Annotated in this window: 18 protein-coding genes; 8 read left to right on the forward strand and 10 right to left on the reverse strand. The window is 72.7% G+C overall.

Annotated elements, in window-relative coordinates:
* Positions 1-4: 4 nt before the first annotated feature.
* Together ACIQE0_RS05085 and ACIQE0_RS05090 are read right to left on the reverse strand one after the other, a co-directional pair.
* Positions 5-1,360 carry a CHAD domain-containing protein gene (locus ACIQE0_RS05085; protein WP_402329144.1) on the reverse strand — a complete coding sequence of 452 codons (1,356 nt, stop codon included), beginning with the start codon at positions 1,358-1,360 and terminating at the stop codon, positions 5-7.
* Entirely contained in the window at positions 1,323-3,605 is a 2,283-nt protein-coding gene (locus tag ACIQE0_RS05090; RefSeq protein ID WP_402329145.1) for an RNA degradosome polyphosphate kinase, read from the reverse strand. The genes ACIQE0_RS05085 and ACIQE0_RS05090 overlap by 38 nt, the downstream gene beginning before the upstream one ends.
* A 316-nt stretch (positions 3,606-3,921) precedes the next feature.
* On the opposite strand from ACIQE0_RS05090, the gene ACIQE0_RS05095 reads away from it, so the two are divergent.
* Entirely contained in the window at positions 3,922-4,545 is a 624-nt protein-coding gene (locus ACIQE0_RS05095; RefSeq protein WP_402329147.1) for a GNAT family N-acetyltransferase, read from the forward strand.
* Positions 4,546-4,604: 59 nt separating this feature from the next.
* On the opposite strand, the gene mshD is transcribed toward ACIQE0_RS05095, so the two are convergent.
* On the reverse strand, positions 4,605-5,522 hold the full coding sequence (gene mshD / locus ACIQE0_RS05100; RefSeq protein WP_366332382.1) for a mycothiol synthase: 918 nt from the start codon (positions 5,520-5,522) through the stop codon (positions 4,605-4,607).
* Positions 5,523-5,709: 187 nt separating this feature from the next.
* On the opposite strand from mshD, the gene ACIQE0_RS05105 reads away from it, so the two are divergent.
* Positions 5,710-7,521, forward strand: coding sequence for a bifunctional metallophosphatase/5'-nucleotidase (locus tag ACIQE0_RS05105; RefSeq protein WP_402329149.1), 1,812 nt, complete (start codon positions 5,710-5,712; stop codon positions 7,519-7,521).
* A 424-nt stretch (positions 7,522-7,945) separates the two neighbouring features.
* On the forward strand, positions 7,946-9,352 hold the full coding sequence (locus tag ACIQE0_RS05110; protein WP_402329151.1) for a DUF2993 domain-containing protein: 1,407 nt from the start codon (positions 7,946-7,948) through the stop codon (positions 9,350-9,352).
* 259 nt (positions 9,353-9,611) lie between these two features.
* On the opposite strand, the gene ACIQE0_RS05115 is transcribed toward ACIQE0_RS05110, so the two are convergent.
* From ACIQE0_RS05115 to ACIQE0_RS05145, 7 genes are all read right to left on the reverse strand, one after another.
* The gene (locus ACIQE0_RS05115; protein WP_402329153.1) at positions 9,612-11,249 is read right to left on the reverse strand and encodes an ATP-binding protein; all 1,638 of its coding nucleotides are present in this window, start codon (positions 11,247-11,249) and stop codon (positions 9,612-9,614) included.
* Entirely contained in the window at positions 11,246-11,986 is a 741-nt protein-coding gene (locus ACIQE0_RS05120; RefSeq protein ID WP_366332295.1) for a response regulator transcription factor, read from the reverse strand. Before ACIQE0_RS05120 ends, ACIQE0_RS05115 begins: the two co-directional genes overlap by 4 nt.
* Positions 11,987-12,133: 147 nt before the next feature.
* Complete coding sequence (locus ACIQE0_RS05125; RefSeq protein ID WP_402329155.1) at positions 12,134-13,240, reverse strand: S1C family serine protease; 1,107 nt, start codon at positions 13,238-13,240, stop codon at positions 12,134-12,136.
* A gap of 112 nt (positions 13,241-13,352) precedes the next feature.
* Positions 13,353-14,378 (reverse strand): LacI family DNA-binding transcriptional regulator, encoded by a 1,026-nt coding sequence (locus ACIQE0_RS05130; protein WP_366332293.1) that lies wholly within the window; start codon positions 14,376-14,378, stop codon positions 13,353-13,355.
* Between the two features lie 24 nt (positions 14,379-14,402).
* A complete protein-coding gene (locus tag ACIQE0_RS05135; RefSeq protein WP_366332292.1) occupies positions 14,403-15,212 on the reverse strand; it encodes a response regulator transcription factor in 810 nt (269 codons plus the stop codon).
* A 480-nt stretch (positions 15,213-15,692) separates the two neighbouring features.
* Positions 15,693-17,726, reverse strand: coding sequence for an ABC transporter ATP-binding protein (locus ACIQE0_RS05140; RefSeq protein ID WP_402329158.1), 2,034 nt, complete (start codon positions 17,724-17,726; stop codon positions 15,693-15,695).
* A complete protein-coding gene (locus ACIQE0_RS05145; protein WP_402329160.1) occupies positions 17,723-19,456 on the reverse strand; it encodes an ABC transporter ATP-binding protein in 1,734 nt (577 codons plus the stop codon). The genes ACIQE0_RS05140 and ACIQE0_RS05145 overlap by 4 nt, the downstream gene beginning before the upstream one ends.
* 185 nt (positions 19,457-19,641) lie before the next feature.
* On the opposite strand from ACIQE0_RS05145, the gene ACIQE0_RS05150 reads away from it, so the two are divergent.
* From ACIQE0_RS05150 to ACIQE0_RS05170, 5 genes are all read left to right on the forward strand, one after another.
* Positions 19,642-19,887 (forward strand): MoaD/ThiS family protein, encoded by a 246-nt coding sequence (locus ACIQE0_RS05150; protein ID WP_366332380.1) that lies wholly within the window; start codon positions 19,642-19,644, stop codon positions 19,885-19,887.
* Between the two features lie 10 nt (positions 19,888-19,897).
* Entirely contained in the window at positions 19,898-21,052 is a 1,155-nt protein-coding gene (locus ACIQE0_RS05155) for a hypothetical protein (protein WP_402329162.1), read from the forward strand.
* Positions 21,053-21,260: 208 nt separating this feature from the next.
* Positions 21,261-21,962, forward strand: coding sequence for a DUF2993 domain-containing protein (locus tag ACIQE0_RS05160; RefSeq protein ID WP_366332289.1), 702 nt, complete (start codon positions 21,261-21,263; stop codon positions 21,960-21,962).
* 213 nt (positions 21,963-22,175) lie between these two features.
* Positions 22,176-22,283, forward strand: a complete 108-nt coding sequence (locus ACIQE0_RS05165) for an Ms5788A family Cys-rich leader peptide (RefSeq protein ID WP_366332287.1) — start codon at positions 22,176-22,178, stop codon at positions 22,281-22,283.
* Between the two features lie 162 nt (positions 22,284-22,445).
* The gene (locus tag ACIQE0_RS05170; RefSeq protein WP_402329164.1) at positions 22,446-23,291 is read left to right on the forward strand and encodes a sulfurtransferase; all 846 of its coding nucleotides are present in this window, start codon (positions 22,446-22,448) and stop codon (positions 23,289-23,291) included.
* Positions 23,292-23,310 lie beyond the last annotated feature (19 nt).

Here is a 23,310-nt window from a genome sequence, read left to right on the forward strand (position 1 = left end):
CCGTTCAGACGCCGCGCTCGCCGGCCGGCCCCGGCAGCCACACCCGGCCGAAGGCGTACCGGGCCGCCTCGACCTCGTGCCGCTGGTCGGCATGGAGCACGCCCAGCGCGTACGCGGTGGCCGGCGCGATCCGCGGCGTACGGGCCGCCGTGGCGGCCGCGGTCGCGGCCTCGGCGGCGTCCCGGTGCTGCGTCAGGGCCCGGCCGGACTCGATCAGCCGGGGGTCGATCGCGTCCGGGCCGACGACTTCCTGGGCGTAGTGGCTCAGCCGGACCAGCAGCCGCACCTGGTGCCAGGGCGCGTCCTGGCGGTGCTCGGCGGCGAGCGCCCCGGCGTTGTACGGGTGGCCGGCGCGGGCCAGCGGCAGGGTGGCGACCGCCTCGGCGAGCCGCCGGTGCGCCTGCTCGGCGAGCGGCGGCAGGGCCTCGGCGGCGGACGCGTCGGCGGCCCGGCGGGCCAGCGGCGCCTCGGAGGCGAGCACCGCGAGCGCGTCGGCGACGGCGTGGAAGCGGGACGAGCCGAGCGCCTGGAGGGCCGCGGAGTGCGCCCGCGCACGGGCGAGGGTCAGCTGCCGGTCGAGCAGCGCCCCGGCTCGGGCCGCGCCGGCCGAGAGCGCGCTCTCGGCGTCCGGATCGGTGGCGGCGGCCGGGACGATGGCGGTCACCGCGTCGGACGCGGCCGGCCGGCCGCCCCGTCCGGTCCGGGCCCCCCGGCCGCCGCGCTCCGCCGGACGCTCGGTCCGCTCGCCCCGTCCGGTCAGCCGCGCAAGCGCCCCCATCAGCCGGTCCCGGCGCGCCCCGCACGCCTGCTCACGGGCCAGGGTGCCGCTCAACCAGCCCAGTTCGGCGCTGAGTTGATCGGCCCAGACCTCCTCGGTCAGCGGCCGGAAGGTGTGCAGCGTGGCGCTGATCCGGCGGGCGGCGCGGCGCAGCAGCCAGGCCGCCTCGCCCGCGCCCGCCGCGTCCGGGCCGGCCTCCCGGTGGAGCCGCAGGCTGCGCAGGAACTCCCCGGACTGCCGGTGCAGATAGCCGGCCAGCACCTCCTCGGCCGACCGCCCGGCGAGCGCGGGCCCGGCGGCACCGGGGCCGTCGTCGGGCCCGTAGGGCACCTCGTCCCCGTATCCCGCGCGCCCCGCCCGGTGCGCTCCGCCGTCCGCCCCGTAGAGCGCCTGCCTGTACACCCCGTCCCCGTACACACCGTCCCCCGGCCCGTCCACTACTGCCGCACGGGCCCCCGGCGCCGGGCCGGGTTCGTATCCGATTCCGCTTCCGCTTCCCCCGCCGGTTCCGAGAAGACCGGGCCGCGGCCCCCCGGCCGGCTGGTCATGTCGCTGGGCCACGCCGGCGCCTCCGGGCGTCAATGAGCATTTCCTGTACGTTCCGCAGCGGCGCGCCGTCCGCGTCCACCGCCCGCCGGGTCCAGTCGCCGTCCGGGCCCAGGTGCCAGGACGAGGTGGTGTCCGACGTTCCGGTCTCCAACAGCCGGTTCAGCGCCGCCCGGTGGGCCGGGTCGGTGACCCGCACCAGTGCCTCGATCCGCCGGTCGAGGTTGCGGTGCATCATGTCGGCGCTGCCCAGCCACACCTCGGGTTCGCCGCCGTTGCCGAAGGCGAAGACCCGGGAGTGCTCCAGGAAGCGGCCGAGGACGCTGCGCACCCGGATGTTCTCGCTCAGCCCGGGGACCCCGGGGCGCAGCGCGCAGATGCCGCGCACCCAGACGTCGACCGGCACACCGGCCTGCGAGGCCCGGTAGAGCGCGTCGATGACCGCCTCGTCGACCATCGAGTTGACCTTGATGCGGACGTAGGCGGGGCGGCCCGCCCGGTGGTGCGCGGCCTCCTTGTTGATCCGCTGGACCAGCCCGTCGCGCAGCGAGGTGGGCGCCACCAGCAGCCGGCGGTAGGTCTCCCGCCGGGAGTAGCCGCTGAGCCGGTTGAAGAGGTCGGAGAGGTCGGCTCCCACCTGCGGGTCCGCGGTCAGCAGCCCCAGGTCCTCGTACAGCCTGGCCGTCTTGGGGTGGTAGTTGCCGGTGCCCACATGGGAGTACCGGCGCAGCGTCTCGCCCTCCTGGCGCACCACCAGGGACAGCTTGCAGTGCGTCTTGAGCCCCACCAGGCCGTAGACGACGTGGCAGCCCGCCTCCTCCAGCTTGCGGGCCCACTTGATGTTGGCCTGCTCGTCGAAGCGCGCCTTGATCTCCACCAGGACGAGCACCTGCTTGCCGGACTCCGCGGCGTCTATCAGGGCGTCCACGATCGGGGAGTGGTCGGAGGTGCGGTAGAGGGTCTGCTTGATGGCGAGCACGTTCGGGTCGGCCGCGGCCTGCTCCAGGAACGCCTGCACCGAGGTGGAGAACGAGTCGTAGGGGTGGTGCAGCAGGACGTCGCGGGCACGCAGCGCGGCGAAGACGTCGGGCGCGGAGGCCGACTCCACCTCCGCCAGGTCACGGTGGGTGCCCGCCACGAACTTGGGGTACTTCAGCTCCGGCCGGTCCAGCGCCCCTATGCCGAACAGACCGGTCAGGTCCAGCGGTCCCGGCAGCGGGTAGACCTCGGCCTCGGAGACCTTCAGCTCCTGCACCAGCAGGTCCAGCACGGCCGGGTCGATGGTCTCCTCGACCTCCAGCCGGACGGGCGGCCCGAAGCGCCGCCGCATCAGCTCCTTCTCCAGGGCCTGGAGGAGGTTCTCGGCGTCGTCCTCCTCCACCTCCAGGTCCTCGTTGCGGGTCACCCGGAACATGTGGTGCGCCCGCACCTCCATCCCCGGGAACAGCTCCTCCAGGTGCGCTGCGATCACGTCCTCGATGGGCACGTAGCGCTGCGGGGACGCCTCCAGGAAACGGGAGAGCAGCGGCGGGACCTTCACCCGGGCGAAGTGGTCGTGGCCGCTGACCGGATTGCGGACCACCACGGCCAGATTCAGCGACAGCCCGGAGATGTAGGGGAAGGGGTGCGCGGGATCGACCGCCAGCGGGGTCAGCACCGGGAAGATCTGCTGCCGGAACAGCGTGAACAGCCGGGCCTGCTCCTTCTCGGTCAGTTCGGGCCAGCGGATGAGGTGGATGCCCTGGTCGGCGAGTTCCGGGGCGACGTCCTGCTGGTAGCAGGCGGCGTGCCGGGCCATCAGCTCGCGGGACCTGGTCCAGATCAGGTCCAGCACCTCCCGGGGCTGGAGCCCGGAGGCGGAGCGGGTGGCGACCCCGGTCGCGATCCGCCGCTTGAGGCCGGCGACCCGGACCATGAAGAACTCGTCCAGGTTGCTGGCGAAGATCGCCAGGAAGTTGGCCCGCTCCAGGAGCGGGGTGGCCGGGTCCTCGGCCAGCTCCAGCACCCGCTCGTTGAACGCCAGCCAGCTGCGCTCCCGGTCCAGGAAGCGCCCGCTGGGCAGCTCCTCGCCGTTCGCGCCCGGGACGCCGTGGTCCTCGTACGCGTCCGGATCGGCGTCCAGGTCGGGCTCCAGCCCGGGGAGGGTGTGGCGGACGGCGTTGGGGCGGTGTGCAGCGATCGAGCCCACCGACGGCTGCACCGAGGGACCCGCCGTCCTCGGCGTTTCCTGGGGCGGCGTCTCGGGCTGGGCCGGGGCCTGAGCGCTGCGCTGCTGGTTCATGTCCTTATTGTTCCGCGCTCGGGCCGTTCCAGGCGCGCCGGGAGACAGCGGCGGCACGACTTCGAGCCGCGGGTTCGGGACGTTCGGCACAGCGGGCTGCATTCAGTGATGCTTGCAAGCGATATTGAATCGCCGGTGAAGCGGACATGGCGGCCAGGCAAGCGGGGAGCTACCGCCGGGTATTTTCCGTCCGCTCCGGCGCCCGGCGATCTTCGCGGCCGCTCATCGGGGCACCGCACCGAAAGCCGGGCGGAGGCCGCCCCCGGCTCCGCAAAAGTCCGCTGCGCCGCCCGCCCCCGCTCCCTACGCTGGAGCCGTGCCCAGACCTTCCACGCCCGCCATGGCGCCGCTGCCCACGCTCCCGTTCGCCCCCGCCTATCCGCTGCGCACCGAGCGCCTGGACCTCCGCCCCGTCCGCCACGACGACTTCGCGGCCATCTACGCCTACCAGCGTCGGCCCGAGGTCTGCCGTTACCTCTACTGGGGCCCGCACGACGAGGCCGGCTCCCGCGCCTCGGTCGCCGACAAGGCGACCCGCACGACGCTGACGGCGTCCGGCGACTTCCTCCAGCTCGCCGTCGTCCACCGCGACACCGGCACTCTGGTCGGCGACGTCACCTTCTTCTACACCCGCCACGAGCACCGCCAGGGCGACATCGGCTACGTCTTCAACCCCGAGCACGCCGGCCGCGGCTACGCCACCGAGGCCGCCCGCGCCCTGCTCAGGCTGGGCTTCGAAGAGCTCGGACTGCACCGCATCCAGGCCGAGTTGGACGGCCGCAACACCGCCTCCGCCCGACTGCTGGAGCGCCTGGGCATGCGCCGCGAGGGCCATCTGCGGGAGAACGAGTTCCTCGACGGCGAATGGAGCGACGAGGTGATCTACGCGATGCTGGCGCGCGAGTGGCGCGCCCGGCAGGAGCAGCCCACCGCACCGTGAAAAACGTGGCGGGGCGGACCGCCCGGCCCGCCCCGCCACACACCGTCCGGTGCCGCCCCTCAGGTCTCCGACCGGTACATCAGATCCGTCTCGTGCGTGACGAAGCCCAGTCGCTCGTAGACCGTCACCGCGGGCACGTTGTCCGCGTCCACGTAGAGCATCACCGTCGCCAGCCCCTGCGCTGCCAGGTGCCGCAGCCCGATCGCGGTCAGCGCCTTGCCCAGGCCGCCGCCCTGCGCGCCCGGCCGCACCCCGAGGACGTACACCTCGCCCAGGCCCTCCTCGGCGTGCACCTTCGTCCAGTGGAAGCCGATCAGCCGGCCGTCCTTCTCGGCGAGGAAGAAGCCCTTGGGATCGAACCACGGCTCGGCCTTGCGGTCGTCCAGGTCGCGCTGGGCCAGGGAGCCCTGCTCGGGGTGGTGCGCGAAGGCCGCCGCGTTGATCTCCAGCCAGGCCGCGTCGTCGGTGTCCGGCTGGAAGGTCCGGACCGTCACCCCCTCCGGCAGCGCCGGCTCCGCCAGGTCCAGGTCGGCCAGCGGCCGCCGCATCTGCCGCAGTTCCCGGAACATCGTCAGCCCCAGCGTCTGCGCCAGATGCCGGGCGGCCGGATGCCCGCCGTGCGCCCACACCCGCAGCCGGCGCCCGGACTGGGCCAGCAGTTCGCCGCCCAGCGCCCGGCCGTGGCCGCGGCCGCGGTACCCCGGGTGGACGACCAGTTCGGCGGCCGGCGCCTCCACCGGGTCGGTGTCCTCCAGCTGTCCGTACCCGACCAGTTGCTCACCGTCCTCCCCCGGCGCGTACACCAGCAGATGCCGTACGCCCTCCCGCCGGCCGCCCCGCAGTTGGAGGCGGCCCTGCTCGGACACGGCCGGCTGCCCGTCCGCCCGCGCGGCCCGTTCGATCAGTTCAAGGACGGCCGCGGCCCCTTCCGGCGCGAGTGCGTCGGCCACCTGGATCCGGCGGCCCGTCCGGCCCATCTCCTGTGCAGCGTCAGTCATGTGTGAAGCGTACGACGCCGTCCCCGTGCGGCGCGGGTACCGCGGACGCGGCCCCGGCCGGCCCCGCCACCGCACGGTCACCGAGTCGTAAGCCTCCACCCCCTACCCCTCTACGCGCGTCGACAATAAGCTGCCCTCCGCTCAGCACCAGCCACGGAGGGGAACCATGTCACCGACATCTCAACGGAGCCGTCTCGGACGGAGATTGGCCGCCGGCGCCGCCGTGCTCGCCACCGCGGCGGGCGTCACCCTGACCGCCACCGCCGCGCCCGCCGGGGCCGACAGCGGGCACCGCCCGGCCTCCACGGTCGATGTCCAGCTGCTCTCCTTCAACGACTTCCACGGCAACCTCGAACCGCCGCAGGGCTCCTCCGGCACCGTCGAGGAGCTCGGGGCCGACGGCACCAAGAAGACCGTCCCGGCCGGCGGCGTCGAGTACCTGGCGCAGTCCCTGCGCACCGCCCGCAAGGGCCACCCGTACTCCGTCACCGCGGCGGCCGGCGACATGATCGGCGCCAGCCCGCTGCTCTCCGGCCTCTTCCACGACGAGCCGACCATCGAGGCGATGAACAAGCTCGGCCTCGACGTCACCTCCGTCGGCAACCACGAATTCGACGAGGGCCGTACGGAACTGACGCGCATGCAGCGCGGCGGCTGCCACCCCAAGGACGGCTGCTACGAGAAGGGCAAGACCTTCCAGGGCGCCGCCTTCCCCTACCTTGCCGCCAACGTCACCGACGACAAGACCGGCAAGCCGATCCTCAAGCCGTACACGGTCTGGCAGCACAAGGGCGTCAAGATCGGCTTCATCGGCGTGACGCTCAAGGGCACCCCGGACATCGTCAACGCCGAGGGCGTCAAGGGCCTGACCTTCCACGACGAGGTCGCCACCATCGACAAGTACGCCAAGGTCCTGGACCGCCAGGGCGTCAAGGCGATCGTCGCGCTCATCCACGAGGGCGGCATGCCGGCCTCCACCTCGTACAACTACGACTGCGACAGCCCCGGTCCGGGCGCGGGGATCTCCGGCCCGATCGTGGACATCGCCAAGCGCATCAGCCCGAAGGTGGACGCGCTGGTCACCGGCCACACCCACCAGTCCTACACCTGCACCGTCCCGGACCCGGCCGGCCACCCCCGCACGGTCACCTCGGCCGCCTCCTACGGCCGCCTCTACACCGACACCACCCTCACCTACGACCGCCGCACCCACGACATCGTCCGCACCGCGGTCCGCGGTGCGCACGCGGTCAACCACGTCGTGGACCGCACCCAGCCCAAGGCGCCGGACATGACGTCCCTGATCGCCCGCTGGAACACGCTGGCCGCCCCCGTCGCCGACAAGCCGGTCGGCTATATCTCCGCCGACATCAGCGGCCGCGGCGCCGGCACCCCCGAGGAACCCCTTGGCGACCTGATCGCCGACGCCCAGCAGGAGGCCACCGCGGACCCCGGCAAGGGCGGCGCCCAACTCGCGCTGATGAACCCCGGCGGCATCCGCTCCGACCTCGCCTACAAGGCGTCGGGCAAGGAGGGCGACGGCGTCGTCACCTACGCCGAGGCGTTCACCGTCCAGCCGTTCACCAACATGACGCATGCCGTCGACCTGACCGGCGCGCAGCTCCTGGCCGCCCTCCAGCAGCAGGTCAGCGGCCCCAACGAGGCGTCCCCGAAGATCCTCCAGATCTCCCGGGGCCTCACCTACACGCTCGACATGTCCAAGTCCGGCGCCGCCCGCGTCGTCACCGACACCGTCAAGCTCAACGGCACCCCCCTGGACCCCGCCAAGACCTACCGGGTCGCCATGAACGAGTTCCTGGCCGGCGGCGGCGACGGCTTCCCCGCCCTCAAGCAGGGCACCAACCCCTACGTCGGCCCCTCCGACCTCGACGCCCTCACCGCCTACCTGACGGCCCACTCGACGCCGTCCAGCCCCCTGGCCCCGCCGAAGGCGGACCGCATCACGGTGGTGAAGTGACGACGGCCCTGCGCTGATCGCACCACGCGGCCCCGGCCGTCCGCCCCCTCAGGCGGACGCCGGGGCCCAACTGGTGGCGCGGCGCGTGGAGTTGGTGCAGCGGAGGAAGGTCCGCTGCGGGCCGGAAGCGCGGACCGCATGCGTCCGGACGACGGGCGGGCGGGCGACAGAACGGGGAACGTCGGCGGGAACTCTCACCGGGAGCGGGGAGTTGGGATGACCGGGCGCTCCGGTCGCCCCCTCACGGGGTCCGCCGGCGACGTCGCACCGGCCACATGACAGGCCTTCAGACGGTCGTCAGCGCGGCTGGGTTCCCCTTGGGCGCGGCAAGTTTTTCCCAAGGAGCGCAGGATAACTTTCGCGTATCTCACATTCCGTGAGCTGGACTTGCGCTCCCCGGTCCCGCCCGTGGTGGGATGTGCGAATGCGATCCCCCATACGCATATCTTCACCCTCATCCCCGGACGGCCCCCACGCCTCCGCCTCCGCTTCCGAGGCCGGGGAACCGCCCCACACAGCCGAGGGCCGGGACGGCCCGCAGGGCGACACCGCAGAGCTCCCGCCGATCAACCCCAACCCGTACGCGGATCTGGCCGCACTCGCCGATCCGGACCCGCCGCACGGATCGCAGTCGGCGGCCGACCACGCAGACGCGTACGAGCCTTCTCCCCTACGGCGCACCTACCTGAACGAGCGGGACGACAGCGATGATCCGCTGGGCCTGGGCCTGCGCGCGGACGACAAGGACGACGCCTGGCAGCCCCCGAACCACCGGAGGCTGAAGCGGGGCATCAGCCGTTTCGCGGCCGTCCCGCGCACCGTCAAGGCGCTGGTCGCGCTGGCGGCCTGCGCGGGGATGCTCGCCCTCGGCGACCGGTTCGCCGTGCTGTACGCGCAGACCAAGGCCGAGCAGGAGGTGCAGAAGGCGCTGAAGCTGCACGCCCGCCCCGAGGTGGACATCCACGGCTTCCCGTTCCTCACCCAGGTCCTCGACAAGCGGCTGGACCAGGTAGACGTGGTGATCCCGGACGTCGCCGCCGACCGCGTCTCGCTGGCGAAGGTGTCGGCGACGGCGCAGGACATCCGGCTCGACGGCGATCTGCCGAGCGCCATCAAGGGCGCCACCATCGGCCAGATGCACGGCAGCGTGCTGCTCACCTTCGACGACATGAACCGCGAACTGGGCGCCTCCCAGGTGAAGTTCAGCGCGCTGGGCCACAACCAGGTGCGCGCGGTCGGCGAACTGCCGCTCGCCGGGCACACCCTGCGCGTCCACGCCGAAGCCCGTATCCAGCGCAACGGCGACCGGGGGATCGCCACCCAGATCGGGAAGATGCAGCTGGACATCGGCGACGTCGCGGTCTACCGCCCGGGCACCGGCGAGGGCGAGGGCCTGCAACTGACCCAGAAGGGCGCCACCGAGCTCAGCCGGCAGGCCGCCAAGATCAAGTCGATGCTCAGCATCCCGGCCATCGCCCAGCGGATCGGCATCCCGCAGGAGTACATCGACGCAGCCCTGCGCGACGACGACAAGCTGCACGACCTGATCGGCTCGCCGCGCTTCATCCACCAGCTGATGACGGTCAACCTCGTCGACGTCGTGATGGACCACCCCTGGCTGCTCCAGAAGGTCGGCATCGACCCGAAGATGCTCGGCGCCCTCACCGGCCTGACGAAGCCCCAGCTCGCCGACCAGCTGTCGCTCGCCTTCCAGCTCCCGAAGACGCCGGGGGACGTGCGGCTGCGCAACGTCTCCGTGGAGAGCGACGGCATCCGCGCCGATCTGACCGGCGCCGACCTGCCGTTCGGCGACGCCGCGAAGAAGAAGTAGACGCGTCTTCTCCTCCGGAGCCCGGCGGCAGGAACCGCCGGGCTCCGGGGCGGGGGACGGCGGTATCGGTGGTTCCGGCCAGCCCCATGAGCCCGGGGGCAGGCCCGTAAGCCCGGGGGCAGGCCCATAAGCCCGAGGCCAGCCCCGTAGCCCCGGGGGCAGGCCCCTCGCTCGGCCCCTCCGCCCCCTCCGGCTCCGCCCGGTGCTCCGGCCCCGGCCAGGACCCGCGGGCCTCGCTCAGCCCCTCCTCCCGCCCCGCTCAGCGCTCCGGGTCGGTGCCGTCCGTCGGCTCCGCGGCCGCCGTCTCGGGTATGTCCGGGGGCGGGGTGGGGGCGCCCGGGAGGGTCAGGAGGGCCTCCGTGCCGCCGCCGGGGGCGTTGCGCAGGCGGACGCCGCCGCCGGCCTGCTCTGCCGTGCGGGCCACGATGGACAGGCCGAGGCCGCTGCCGGGCAGGCTCCGCGCGGAGGGAGAGCGCCAGAACCGCTCGAAGACGTGCGGGAGTTCGTCGGGCGGGATGCCGGGGCCGTGGTCGCGGACGGTCAGTGCGCCGCCCGCGAGGCGGACCTCGATCGTGCCACCGGACGGGCTGAACTTCACGGCGTTGTCGAGGAGGTTGACCACCGCCCGCTCCAGCGCGGACGGCTCGGCGCGGACGTACCACGGATCGAGGTCGGCGCTGAGGGTGAGGGAGGGGCCGCGCAGCCGGGCCCGTTCCAGCGCGGAGCCGACGACGTCGTGGAGGGCGACCACGCGGACGGATGCGGTGCCGCCGCCGGTGCCCGTCTCCGGGGGGCGGGAGAGGACCTGGAGATCGCCGATGAGCGCCGCCAACTCGCCCATCTGGGCCTTCACCGACGTCAGCAGGGCCTCCTTGTCCGCGGGCGGGATCTGGCGGCCGGAGCGCTCGCTGCGCTCCAGGAGGTCGATGTTGGTCCGCAGGGACGTCAGGGGCGTGCGCAGCTCGTGGCCGGCGTCCGCGATCAGCTGCTGCTGGAGGTCGCGGGAGGCGGCCAGCGCGGCGGTCATGGCGTTGAACGACCGGGAGAGGCGGGCGATTTCGTCCTCGCCGTCGGTGGGGATGCGGATGGCGAGGTCCTGGGTGCGGGCGACGTGCTCGACGGCGGCGGTGAGCCGGTCGACGGGCTTGAGCGCCGCCCGGGCCACCCACAGGCCGGCGGTCGCCGCGCCCAGCACCCCGACCCCGGCGACCACCAGCAGCACCAGCGCGAGGTGGTTGAGCGGATCGGTGACCTGGTCCATCGGCGCGGCCACGGAGATCGCCAGGCGGTTCCCCCGGGCGTCGGTGATCGGGCCGCGGTAGGGGACGGTGGAGACCCGCATCGCGGTGCCGTTCTCGTCCTTGGCGGTGTGGACGGCGCCGGTCAGCCGCCCGGCGGCGACCTCCTGGTCCACGCGCTGCGCGGCGATGTGCACCTTGCCGGGCGAGGTGCACGCATAGCCGGACGGGGAGACCAGCTGGATGGTGTACGGGGTGGGCTGGAAGCGGACGTTCAACGGGGTGCCGGCGCAGTCGGCGCTGATCGCCTGGACGTAGTCGGAGTTCACCTCGACCGTGCTCAGGGTGGTGTCGAGCTGCTCGGTGAGCCGGTCGCGGGTGATCAGCCAGCAGGCGGCGGCGGACAGCGCCACCGCGAAGGCGACCGCGACCGCGGTGAGCAGCGCCAGCCGGGAGCGCAGAGGGAGTTGGTGGAACCGCGTCAGGCCGAAGGAGCCGCCCGGTGGGCGCGCCCCGCCCGCACCGCTCGTGCCGTGCCCGGAAGCGGTGCGGTGGGCGTCGGCCCGGGGGCCGTCGCCGGGGCCGCCCCCGCCGTGGGGCGCGCCGCCGGGGGCCTCCCCCGCTCCGGATGCCGCGTGGGCGTCGTCGGTACCGCTCATTCCGCGCCGCCCTCCAGCCGCAGCACGTAACCCACCCCGCGCACGGTGTGGACCAGCCGCGGCTCGCCGCCGGCCTCCGTCTTGCGGCGCAGGTACATCACGTACACGTCCAGGGAGTTGGAGGTCGGCTCGAAGTCGAAGCCCCAGACGGCCTTGAGGATCTGCTCGCGGGTGAGCACCTGCCGGGGATGGGCCAGGAACATCTCCAGGAGCGTGAACTCCGTGCGGGTCAGCTCGACGGGCCGGTGGCCGCGGGTGACCTCGCGGGTGGCCAGATTCATCCGCAGGTCGGCGAAGCCGAGGATCTCGCCCTCGTCGGGGCGGGCGGCGCCGGCGGCCGCCCCGTAGGAGCTGCGGCGCAGCAGGGCGCGGATCCGGGCCAGCAGTTCGTCCAGCTCGAAGGGCTTGACGAGGTAGTCGTCGGCGCCGGCGTCCAGGCCGGTGACGCGGTCGCCGACGGTGTCCCGGGCGGTCAGCATCAGGATCGGCACGGTCACCCCGCCCGCCCGCAGCCGGCGGGCGGCGGTCAGCCCGTCCATCCGCGGCATCAGCACGTCCAGCACGATCAGTTCGGGGTCGTAGGCGGCGACCTTCTCCACCGCGTCCAGACCGTCGACGGCCTGGTCGGTGCCGTACCCCTCGAAGGCGAGCGAACGCTGCAGTGCCTCGCGGACCGCGGGCTCGTCGTCGACGATCAGGATGCGGGCGGGGTGATCACCGTGCTCGGCGGGGCTCATGTGCGTGACTACCTCGGGGTGCGTGTGCGGACGGCCGGCGGGACCTTTCTGGCTTCAGCCTGACACGGATGCCGCGCCGGCGGACGCCCTGTGGACAACCGCCTGTGGACAGCCGCCGGCCGGTGCCGGTCCCGGCCAGGGCCCGGCTCAGACCCCGCTGTTCCCCCCGCCGCTGCCGCCGCCGCGCAGCGCGTCGAGATCGGCCTTGACGGTGTTGATCGGGATCGCGAAGCCGAGGCCGACGCTGCCTGCCTGGCTGCTGTCCGACGAACTCGGGGAGTACATGGCCGCGTTGATGCCGACGATCTGCCCCTGCATGTTGATCAGGGCGCCGCCGGAGTTGCCCGGGTTGAGCGCGGCATCGGTCTGTATCGCCTTGTAGGTGGTCTTGGACGAGCCGGTGTCGCCGTTGTACTGGTTGCCGCCGAACTCGAACGGCCAGCCGCCACCGCCGAAGGAACCGCGGCCCCGGCCCTGCCCCTGCCCCTGGTCCTGGCTCTGGCCGCCCTCCTTGGGGACCGTCACATCGCGGTTGAGCGCGGAGACGATACCGCTGGTCACCGAGCCGGTGAGGCCCTCCGGCGAGCCGATCGCGACGACCGGGTCGCCGACCACGAGCTTGCTGGAGTCGCCGAGCACCGCGTGCGTGAGCCCCTTGCCGCCGGTCACCTTGATCAGCGCGAGGTCCTTGTCGGGGTCGGTGCCGACGACCGTCGCGGTCTTCTTGCTGCCGTCGCTGAACGTGACGCTGACGGTGCGCGAACCGGACACCACGTGGTTGTTGGTGACGATCTCGCCGTTGCTGGTGATCACCACGCCCGAGCCGGTGGACTCGCCGTCCGCCGTCTGCGCCTTGATCTCCACGATGGCCGGGCTGACCGCCTTGGCCACCCCCGCGACACCGGTGCCGCTGCCGGTGCTCTGCCCGGCGTTGACGAGCGGGGTGGCGACGCCGCCCGAGGTGCTGCTCTGCTGCGTGGCGCCGGCGATCAGCGCCGCGCTGCCGCCGCCTATCAGACCGGAGGCCAGTGCCACCGCCGCGATCAGCGCGACCGGCCGCCGGGCCCGGCGCCGCGGCTCCGGCGCCGCCGGAGCGCCCGCCTCCGCCATGCCCGGCACGTACGGGGGCGGCGGTACGTCGCCACCCCCGTACGCGCCGGGGGCGCTGCCGTGGCCGGTGCCGTAGGGGGAGCCGTAGGCGTACGGCCGGTCCTGGGGCATCTCATCGCCGCTGCGGCGGTAGCTCTCGGTCATGCCCACGACTCTGCTGCCGCCGCATGAGAACCGTCTGAGAGAGCCCTGAGAGACCCGACAGAAGTCGGTATGCCCGGTATAAGGACGTCCGGGGAGGGGCCGGGCCCCGTCGTCAGGCGCCGCACCCGCACGACCGCCGGACCACCAGCCGCGACGGGAACTGCCGCAGCCGCTCGCGGCGCGACCCCACCACCCGCAGCCCGTCGTCCAGCACCAGGTCGACCGCGGCCCGCGCCATCGCCTGCCGGTCCGAGGCCACCGTCGTCAGCGGCGGATCGGTGAGCGCGGCCTCCTTGACGTCGTCGAAGCCGGCCACCGCCAGCTCGCCCGGGACGTCGATCCGCAGCTCGCGGGCGGCCCGCAGCACGCCGATCGCCTGGTCGTCGGTGGCGCACATGATGGCCGGCGGGCGGTCCGGCTCGGACAGCAGCCGCAGCGCGATCTCGTAGGCGTCGTAGCGGTTGTACGGGGCCTGGTAGTAGCGCCCCTCGGGCGACCGGCCGGACTCCAGCATGGCCCGCCGCCAGCCCTCGACGTGGTCGGTGACCGGGTCGCCGGACTTCGGGGTCTCCTCCGTGCCACCGAGGAACGCGACGTAGGGGTGGCCGTGCTCCAGGAGGTGACGGGTCGCCAGCTGCGCGCCCCAGATGTCGTCGGTCATCACCGCGACGTCGTCGATGGCGTCCGGCCGGCGGTGCAGCAGCACCACCCGGGCGTCCCACGCGTCGATCTCCGCGGCGGCGTGCTCGCTGGGGCCCTGGCTGATCAGGATCAGCCCGGACACCCGCATCCCGAGGAACGCGCGCAGGTAGTGCACCTCGCGCTCGTCGACGTAGTTGGCGTTGCCGACCAGCACCATCTTGCCGCGCTCGGAGGCGGCCTGTTCGACGGCGTGCGCCATCTCCGCGAAGAACGGCTGGCGGGTGTCCGGAACGATCAGGCCTATGAGGTCGGTGCGGCGGGACGCCATCGCCTGCGCCACCCGGTCCGGCCGGTAGCCGAGCTCCTTGATGGCGGCGAGCACCCGCTCGCGCGTGGCCGGGGCGACCGGCCTTGGTCCGTTGTTGATGACGTAACTGACAACGGCGGTGGAAGTCCCCGCCAGTTTTGCTACGTCATCCCGCGTCACCTTGGCCACGCGCGGCAGTCTACGCGGGCGGTCCTACCGTCGGGCAGGCTGTGCGGCCCCGGATCCGGCGCCCGACGAGGAAGAACGCGCGGCCCCCCGCCCGCCGGCGCCGCCCTTCGCCTTCTGCCCGGCGTCCTCGCGCGCCTGGGCCTCCGTCGCGGCCCGCTCCACCTTCTCCGGCACGACGAAGCGGTAGCCGACGTTCCGGACGGTGCCGATCAGCGACTCGTGCTCGGGGCCGAGCTTGGCGCGCAGCCGCCGGACGTGCACGTCCACGGTCCGCGTACCGCCGAAGTAGTCGTAGCCCCAGACCTCCTGGAGCAGCTGGGCGCGGGTGAAGACCCGGCCCGGGTGCTGCGCCAGGTACTTCAGCAGCTCGAACTCCTTGAAGGTCAGGTCCAGCACCCGGCCCTTGAGCTTGGCGCTGTAGGTGGCCTCGTCCACCGAGAGGTCCCCGGTGCGGATCTCCGTGGGGCCGTTGTCGGCGGTGCTCTGCTGGCGGCCCATCGCCAGCCGCAGCCGCGCCTCCACCTCGGCCGGGCCCGCGGTGTCCAGCACCACGTCGTCGACGCCCCAGTCGGCGGTGACGGCGGCCAGTCCGCCCTCGGTGACCACCAGCAGCAGCGGGCAGCCCGGTCCGGTGGACCGCAGCAGCTGGCAGAGGGACCGCACATGGGGAAGGTCGCGGCGGCCGTCGATCAGTATGACGTCGGCCCCTGGGGTGTCGATCAGGGCCGGTCCCTCGGCGGGGGCCACCCGGACGCTGTGCAGCAGCAAGCCGAGCGCCGGGAGCACCTCCGTCGATGGCTGGAGGGCGTTGGTCAGGAGCAGAAGCGAACTCACTTCCGACCACCTACCCGGTTTCCGGCGAGCTCCATCCTGTGCGGCTCGCTGTCCTGCACGCTTCGCTTGCCCATGACGTCTGGTTCCTCCTCGGTCCCTGCGACGGGGGCACCCCCCGGCCTGGCCGGAGGTGTCTGCGGCACTGCTTCGTACGGAGTGCTTCCGGTCACACGCTTTGCGGGTGCGAAAGCACAAAAGGATCCGGGGGCGACGCTGCCCGGATCCTTCTTGCCCAGCAGAATAGCTCACCTGACGCGCGGACCCGAGGTCGATTTTGCGCGTTCTTGTGTTCCGTCGATCACTTCGAGTGGTCGCCCGGCGACCCGGTTGACAGGCGGCGGCACCGGTTTCCCCGCCGCCCGCAGCCCCGTTTCCGGGGCCGGAACCGCCTCCCTCGCCGGGCCGCTCCAGGCACCGTCGCGGCCGTGCCGCCCGCGCCCCGGGGGCCGCCGGCGGCCGGCCCGGTCCCGGCGCCTCCCGCTACCCCGCCTCCGTCACCGCCTCCGCGAACTGGGCCGCGTACAGGCGGGCGTAGGCCCCCTCGGCGGCCAGCAGGCTGTCGTGGGTGCCCTGCTCGACGATCGCGCCGTTCTCCATGACCAGGATGACGTCGGCGTCGCGGATGGTGGACAGGCGGTGGGCGATGACGAAGCTGGTGCGGCCGGTGCGGAGCCGGGCCATGGCGTGCTGGATGAGGACCTCGGTGCGGGTGTCGACCGAGCTGGTGGCCTCGTCCAGGACGAGGATCGCCGGCTCCGCGAGGAAGGCGCGGGCGATGGTGATCAGCTGCTTCTCGCCGACCGAGACGTTGCCGCCCTCCTCGTCTATGACGGTGTCGTAGCCGTCCGGGAGGGTGCGCACGAAGCGGTCGACGTGGGTGGCCCGGGCGGCCTCGACGACCTTGTCCCGGGAAGTGCCCTCGGGGGCGCCGTAGGCGATGTTCTCGGCGATGGTGCCGCCGAAGAGCCAGGTGTCCTGGAGGACCATGCCGATGGTGCCGCGCAGCTCCTCGCGGGACATCGCCGCGATGTCCACGCCGTCCAGGGTGATCCGGCCGCCGCGGACCTCGTAGAACCGCATCAGGAGGTTGACCAGGGTGGTCTTGCCGGCGCCGGTCGGGCCGACGATGGCGACGGTCTGGCCGGGGCGGACGGCGAGCGAGAGGCCGTCGATGAGCGGCTTGTTCTCGTCGTAGCGGAAGGAGACGTCCTCGAAGGCGACCTCGCCGGTGACCGTCTCCGGGCGGGCGGGGTGCTCGGCGTCCGGGTCCTGTTCGGCGGCGTCGAGGAGTTCGAAGACCCGCTCGGCGGAGGCGACGCCGGACTGGACGAGGTTGGCCATCGCGGCGACCTGGGTCAGCGGCTGGCTGAACTGGCGGCTGTACTGGATGAACGCCTGCACATCGCCGATGGACAGCGCCCCGGAGGCGACCCGCAGCCCGCCGACCACGGCCACCAGGACGTAGTTGAGGTTGCCGATGAACATCATCGCGGGCTGGATGACGCCGGAGATGAACTGGGCCTTGAAGCCCGCCGCGTAGAGCGCCTCGTTCTGCTCCCGGAACAGCGCCGCGGACTCCTTCTGGCGGCCGAAGACCTTGACCAGGGAGTGCCCGGTGTACATCTCCTCGATGTGCGCGTTGAGCTTGCCGGTGGTCTTCCACTGCTGGACGAACTGCGGCTGGGCGCGCTTGCCGACCCTGGTGGCGACCAGCACCGAGACCGGCACGGTGACCAGCGCGACCAGCGCCAGCAGCGGCGAGATCCAGAACATCATGGCCAGCACGCCGACGATGGTCAGCAGCGAGGCCATGATCTGGCTGAGGGTCTGCTGGAGCGTCTGCTGGATGTTGTCGATGTCGTTGGTCGCGCGGGAGAGCACCTCGCCGCGCTGCTGCCGGTCGAAGTAGCTCAGCGGCAGCCGGGCCAGCTTCTCCTCGACCTGCTCGCGCATCCGGAAGACGGTCCGCTGGACGACCCGGGTGGCGATCCGGGCCTGGACGAAGCCGAAAACGGCGGCACCGGCGTAGATCAGAGTGGCCCAGAGCAGGATCGTGCCGACCGCCCCGAAGTCGACGCCGCGGCCGGGGACCACCGGCATGGCGCCGAGCATGTCGGCGAACCCGCCCTGGCCGTGCGCCCGCAGCTGCGCGGCCGCCTGCGCCTTGGTGAGGCCCTCGGGCAGCCGGCGGCCGATCACACCGGCCATGATCAGGTCGGTGGCGCGGCCCAGGACCTTCGGGCCGACGACGGTCAGCGCCACGCTCAGCGCGCCCAGCAGCAGCGCGACCGCGACGATGCCGCGCTCCGGCCGCATCTGGGCCAGCAGCCGCTTGCCGGAGCCCTTGAAGTTCAGGGACTTGTCGATCGGGCCGCCCATCATGCGGGCCAACGGGCCGCTGGTGGGGGCCGGTCCGCGGCGCGGGGCCGACGTGGCGGCCCCGCCGGACGTGCCGCCGGACGCCTCCTCGGGGTCCCGGTCCGTGACCGGCTCCTGCTTGTCCGCGGTGGTCACGCCGCCTCCTGCTCGGTGAGCTGGGAGAGCACGATCTCCCGATAGGTCTCGTTGCCGGCCATCAGCTCGGCGTGGGTCCCGGTGCCCACGATCCGCCCCGCGTCCAGGACCACGATCCGGTCGGCGCCGCGGATCGTGGCGACCCGCTGGGCGACGATCACCACGGTGGCCCCGCCGGTCTCCCGGGCCAGTGCGGCGCGCAGGGCCGCGTCGGTGGCGTAGTCCAGGGCGGAGAAGGAGTCGTCGAAGAGGTAGATCTCCGGCTTGCGGACCAGGGCGCGGGCGATCGCCAGCCGCTGCCGCTGGCCGCCGGAGACGTTGGAGCCGCCCTGCGCGACCGGCGCCTGGAGGCCGCCCTCCATCCGCTCGACGAAGTCCTGCGCCTGCGCGATCCGGAGCGCCTGCCACAGCTCCTCGTCGGTGGCGTCCGGATTGCCGTACCGCAGGTTGCTGGCGACCGTCCCGGAGAAGAGGTACGGCTTCTGCGGCACCAGGCCGATGACGGAGGCCAGGGTCTCCGGGGCGAGGGTGCGCACGTCCTCGCCGTCGACCAGGACGGTGCCGCCGGTGGCATCGAAGAGCCGGGGCACCAGCCCCAGCAGGGTGGACTTGCCCGAGCCGGTGGAGCCGATGACCGCGGTGGTCTCACCGGGACGGGCGATCAGCGAGACGTCCCTGAGGACCGGCTGCTCGGCGCCGGGGAACCGGAACTCCACGTCGCGCAGCTCCAGTTCGCCGTGGCGGCGCAGCGCGGTGACCGGCTCGGCGGGCGGGACGACGCTGGACTCGGTCGCCAGCACCTCCTGGATGCGCTCGGCGCAGACCTCGGCGCGCGGCAGCATGATCACCATGAACGTCGCCATCATGATCGACATCAGGATGTACATGAGGTAGCTGAGGAAGGCCGCCAGCGCCCCGATCTGCATCCGCCCGTCGTCGATGCGCAGCCCGCCGAACCAGACCACGGCCACGCTGGAGAGGTTCACGGTGAGCATGACCAGCGGGCTCATCATCGACATCAGCCGGCCGGCGCGGAGCGAGACGTCGTACAGATCGGTGTTGGCCCGGCCGAACCGCTGGTGTTCGTAGCGGTCCCGGACGAAGGCGCGGATGACGCGGATACCGGCGATCTGCTCGCGCAGCACGCGGTTGACGGTGTCGATGCGCTCCTGCACCCCGCGGAACAGCGGACGCATCCGGCGCACGATGAGCGAGACGAGGATCCCGAGGACCGGGACGATGACCAGGAGGAGCGCCGACAGCGGCACGTCCTGGTTGAGCGCCATGACGACGCCGCCGACGCACATGATCGGCGCCGAGACCATCATCGTGAACGTCAGCAGCACCAGCATCTGGACCTGCTGGACGTCGTTGGTGGTGCGGGTGATCAACGAGGGCGCGCCGAAGCGGCCGACCTCCCTGGCCGAGAAGGACTGCACCTGGTCGAAGACCGCGGCCCGGATGTCCCGGCCCAGCGCCATGGCCGTACGGGCGCCGAAGTAGACCGCGCCGATCGCGCAGGCGATCTGGAGCAGCGTCACCAGGATCATGAAGCCGCCGATCCGGACGATGTAGTCCGTGTCCCCCTTCACGACACCGTTGTCGATGATGTCGGCGTTGAGGGTCGGCAGATAGAGCGTCGCCAGCGTCTGGATCAGCTGGAGCAGGACGATCAGCGATATGGAGCGCCTGTGGGGCCGCAGATGCGCCCGCGCGAGTCGGAGCAACACAGCCCGGAGCCTATGCGAACACTTGCCTCCGGCAATCGAATTTCTCCGAACCGTGCGGGAGCGTTCCGGGCCGCCGCAAGCCTTTGCCCGGACTTTCCCGGATCTGGCCGGGCCGTCGGGTACGCCATGATGGGGGCGGCAAGAGCCCCCGACATGAAGAGGCCGCCGTGACAACAACTGGCACCGTGCGCTACTGGGCCGCGGCCAAGGCAGCCGCCGGCGCGGCGGAGGAGCCGTATACGGCGGCGACGCTCGCCGAGGCGCTGGACGCGGCGCGCACCGCGCACGCCGCGACCCCGGAGTTCGCCCGCGTCCTGCTGCGCTGCTCCTTCCTGGTGGACGGCGTCCAGGTCGGTTCCCGCGATCATGCGGAGGTGCCGCTGACACAGGGCGGCACCGTCGAGGTCCTGCCGCCGTTCGCCGGAGGATGAGCAGAGGGTCATGAGCGACAACCAGCAACAGCCGTACCACCAGCCGTACGACCCGTACGCCCAGCCGTCACCCGACCCCTACGCGCAGCCGCAGGAGCAGCCGTACCAGCAGCAGCCCCCGCAGCAGCCCTACGGCTACGACGGCTACGGCAGCCACGGCGGCTACGGCGACCACGCGGCCTACGGTCAGCCGCAGCCCCCGTCCGCCCCCTACGGGCAGGACGTCTACGCCGCCCCGGCCCCCGCACCGCACCAGGACGCCCCCTACGGGGCCCACCCCGGTGCGCAGCAGCACCAGGGCGACCACGGGCCGGCGCACGGGACCGCCGCCACCGCCGGGCCGGCACCGGCCGACATCCCGCCGGCCGCGCCCGCCCCGTCCGCCGCACCGGCCGCGCCTGCCGCGCCGCTGAAGCCCAACCAGATCGCCCGCGCGCAGGGCCGCTCGCCGATCATCCCGCCCGGGATCCAGCCGGCCGCGCTGACCGCGCTGCTCGCGCTGCTGCTGGCGCTGGCCGCGCCGGTCGCCCGCCCGGTCCTCGCCGTCCCCGTGGTGCTGCTCCAGGCGGTCACCGCCGCCGGCTGGTTCCGGCTGAACGGCATGTGGCCGGCCCGCCAGGGCATCGCGCTGGCCTTCCTGGGCGGCGTGGCCACCGACGTCGGCCTGCTGACCACCGCGCGCGAGGACGCACCGCTGGTCGCCATCGGCACGCTCGGCGTCTGGTGCCTGCTGGTGATCGTCCTCCAGCTGCGCAACCGCGGCAGCGCGGACGAGCGGATGTACGCGCTGACCGCGGGCCTGACCTCGTCCGCGCTGGCGGTGCTCGCCGCCGGCCACCTGGCCGCGGACTCCGACGCCGTGGTGGTCGGCACCGCCGCGGTCGCCCTGGCGACGCTCGTCCGGGCGCTGCCGCTGCCCGGCCCGGTCACGCTGGTGCTGGGCCTGCTCGCGGGCGCCGGCGGCGGCCTGGCCGCCGCCCAGCTGACCGGTATGGGGACCGCCGGCGCCCTGCTGGGCCTGGCCGCCGGCGGCTGCGCCCTGATCGGCCTGCGGGTGGCCAGCTACGACTACCCGTCGAAGTTCGTCCACATGACCGCGGGCGTCGCCCTGCCGCTGGCGATGGCGGCCCCCGCGGTCTACGTCCTGGGCCGGGCCCTGGGGTAGCCCCGGGCCGCCCCACGGGGCCCCGCCACGCAGCGCCGCGGCGGCCGTACGGAGCGCACGGTTGTGTGCTCCGTACGGCCGCCGTTCCCGTTCCGGTGACCGGGTCGTCTAGGGTTCCCGGAGCGCGGGCTGGGGGCCCGCATACCGGACAGAACGAATCTGCCGGGGCGGACCCGGCCCGGCCGTCACACGTGGGGGTAGTGGTTCGATGCGCGCACTGAAGGTGCTGTTGGTTCTCGTCGTCATATTCGGCGGGCTGTTCGTGGCAGCCGACCGCCTCGCGGTCAATCTGGCTGAGAGCAAGGCCGCGGAGAAGCTCCGCAGCATGAACGGGATCACCTCGACGCCCGAGGTCTCCATCAAGGGCTTCCCGTTCCTGACCCAGGTCGCCGGGCGGAACCTCGAAGAGGTCGACGCCGAACTCGACCACCTGGCGGCCCGTTCCGAGGGCCGCACGCTGACCCTGAAGCACATGTCGATGCAGTTCCGCGACGTGGCGCTGACCAGCGACTACAGCTCCATCGAACGCGCCGGCTCGGCCACCGCCACGGCCGAGATCTCCTATGCGGACCTGACCAACGCGGCCGGCGGCGGCGTCAAGATCTCCTACGGCGGCGAGAAGGACGGCCGCGCCCAGGTCAAGATCTCCCCCAACGTCCCGCTGCTCAGCTCGTTCGACGTCACCGGCACCATCGAGATCGTCCACGGCGACACCGTCCAGGTGCGGGCCGACGGCATTCCCGAGATGTGCCGGGCGCTCCCCGGCTGCGAGAGCAAGGTGCGAGCGCAGACCGACCACGGATGGAAGCTGGACCAGCTGCCGGGCAACCTGAAGCTGGGCAAGGTCACCGCGAACGCGCAGGGCATCTCGGTCACCGCCTCCGGCACCGACGTCAAGATCACCGGCTGACCGCCGGCGGATGGCCGGCCGCCCCACCGGACCGCCACCGTCCACACCCTGAGACATCCCAGTCCGTACGCCAGACCCCCCACCTGCGACGACGCTCCGGAGGGCCCCGCACGCCCGTGCGACGGGGCCCTCCGTCCCGTATTGCGGACAATCACGTCTCGCCATTCGACACACCGGTGACATGCCGCACTCCGCGTCCCTACGATCGGAGCCATGCAGAGCGCATGGAGCGGTCTCCGTCCACGGGGACAGGCGGTACTGACGAAGCGGCGGGCAGTCGACCTGTGCCGTGTCGCCGCCATGCTCTGTCGCCCTGCCTGACGGGCCGTTCGCTCCCGTCCTCCCGGCCCGCGGCCGCCCCTGAAGGCCGTTCCCTCACGTTTTCCCCGCACCGCGCCGCACGCCCTGACCGCGCCGCGCCATCCGGGGTACCCGTGCATCCCTCAACCCCGCCCCCGCAACTGCCCCGGAGGAGAGAAGAACATGAGCCGTAGCGACGTTCTGGTAGACGCCGACTGGGTCGAGGCCCACCTGGACGACCCGAAGGTCGTGCTCGTCGAGGTCGACGAGGACACCTCGGCCTACGACAAGAACCACATCAAGAACGCCGTCCGGATCGACTGGAAGCAGGACCTCCAGGACCCGGTCCGCCGTGACTTCGTCGACCAGGAGGGCTTCGAGAAGCTGCTCTCGGCGAAGGGCATCGGCAACGACGACACCGTCGTCCTCTACGGCGGCAACAACAACTGGTTCGCGTCCTACGCCTACTGGTACTTCAAGCTCTACGGGCACGACAGCGTCAAGCTGCTCGACGGCGGCCGCAAGAAGTGGGAGCTGGACTCCCGCGACCTGGTCGACGGCTCCGAGGTCCCCGCCCGCCCGGCCACCGCGTACCGGGCCCAGGCCCAGGACGTCTCGATCCGCGCCTTCCGTGACGACGTCGTCGCCGCGATCGGCACCAAGAACCTGGTCGACGTCCGCTCCCCCGACGAGTTCAGCGGCAAGCTGCTGGCCCCGGCGCACCTCCCGCAGGAGCAGTCCCAGCGCCCCGGCCACGTGCCCACCGCCCGCAACATCCCGTGGTCGAAGAACGCCAACGACGACGGCACCTTCAAGTCGGACGAGGAGCTCAAGGCCCTCTACGAGCAGGAGTCCGTGGACCTGGCGAAGGACACCATCGCCTACTGCCGCATCGGCGAGCGCTCCGCGCTGACCTGGTTCGTCCTGCACGAGCTGCTCGGCCAGTCCACCGTGAGGAACTACGACGGCTCCTGGACCGAGTACGGCTCGCTGGTCGGCGTGCCGATCGAGCTCGGCGCCGCCAAGTAATCCCCAGAGCCCCCTCCCT

Source organism: Streptomyces sp. NPDC093097 (genome assembly GCF_044754325.1).
Classification (GTDB): domain Bacteria; phylum Actinomycetota; class Actinomycetes; order Streptomycetales; family Streptomycetaceae; genus Streptomyces.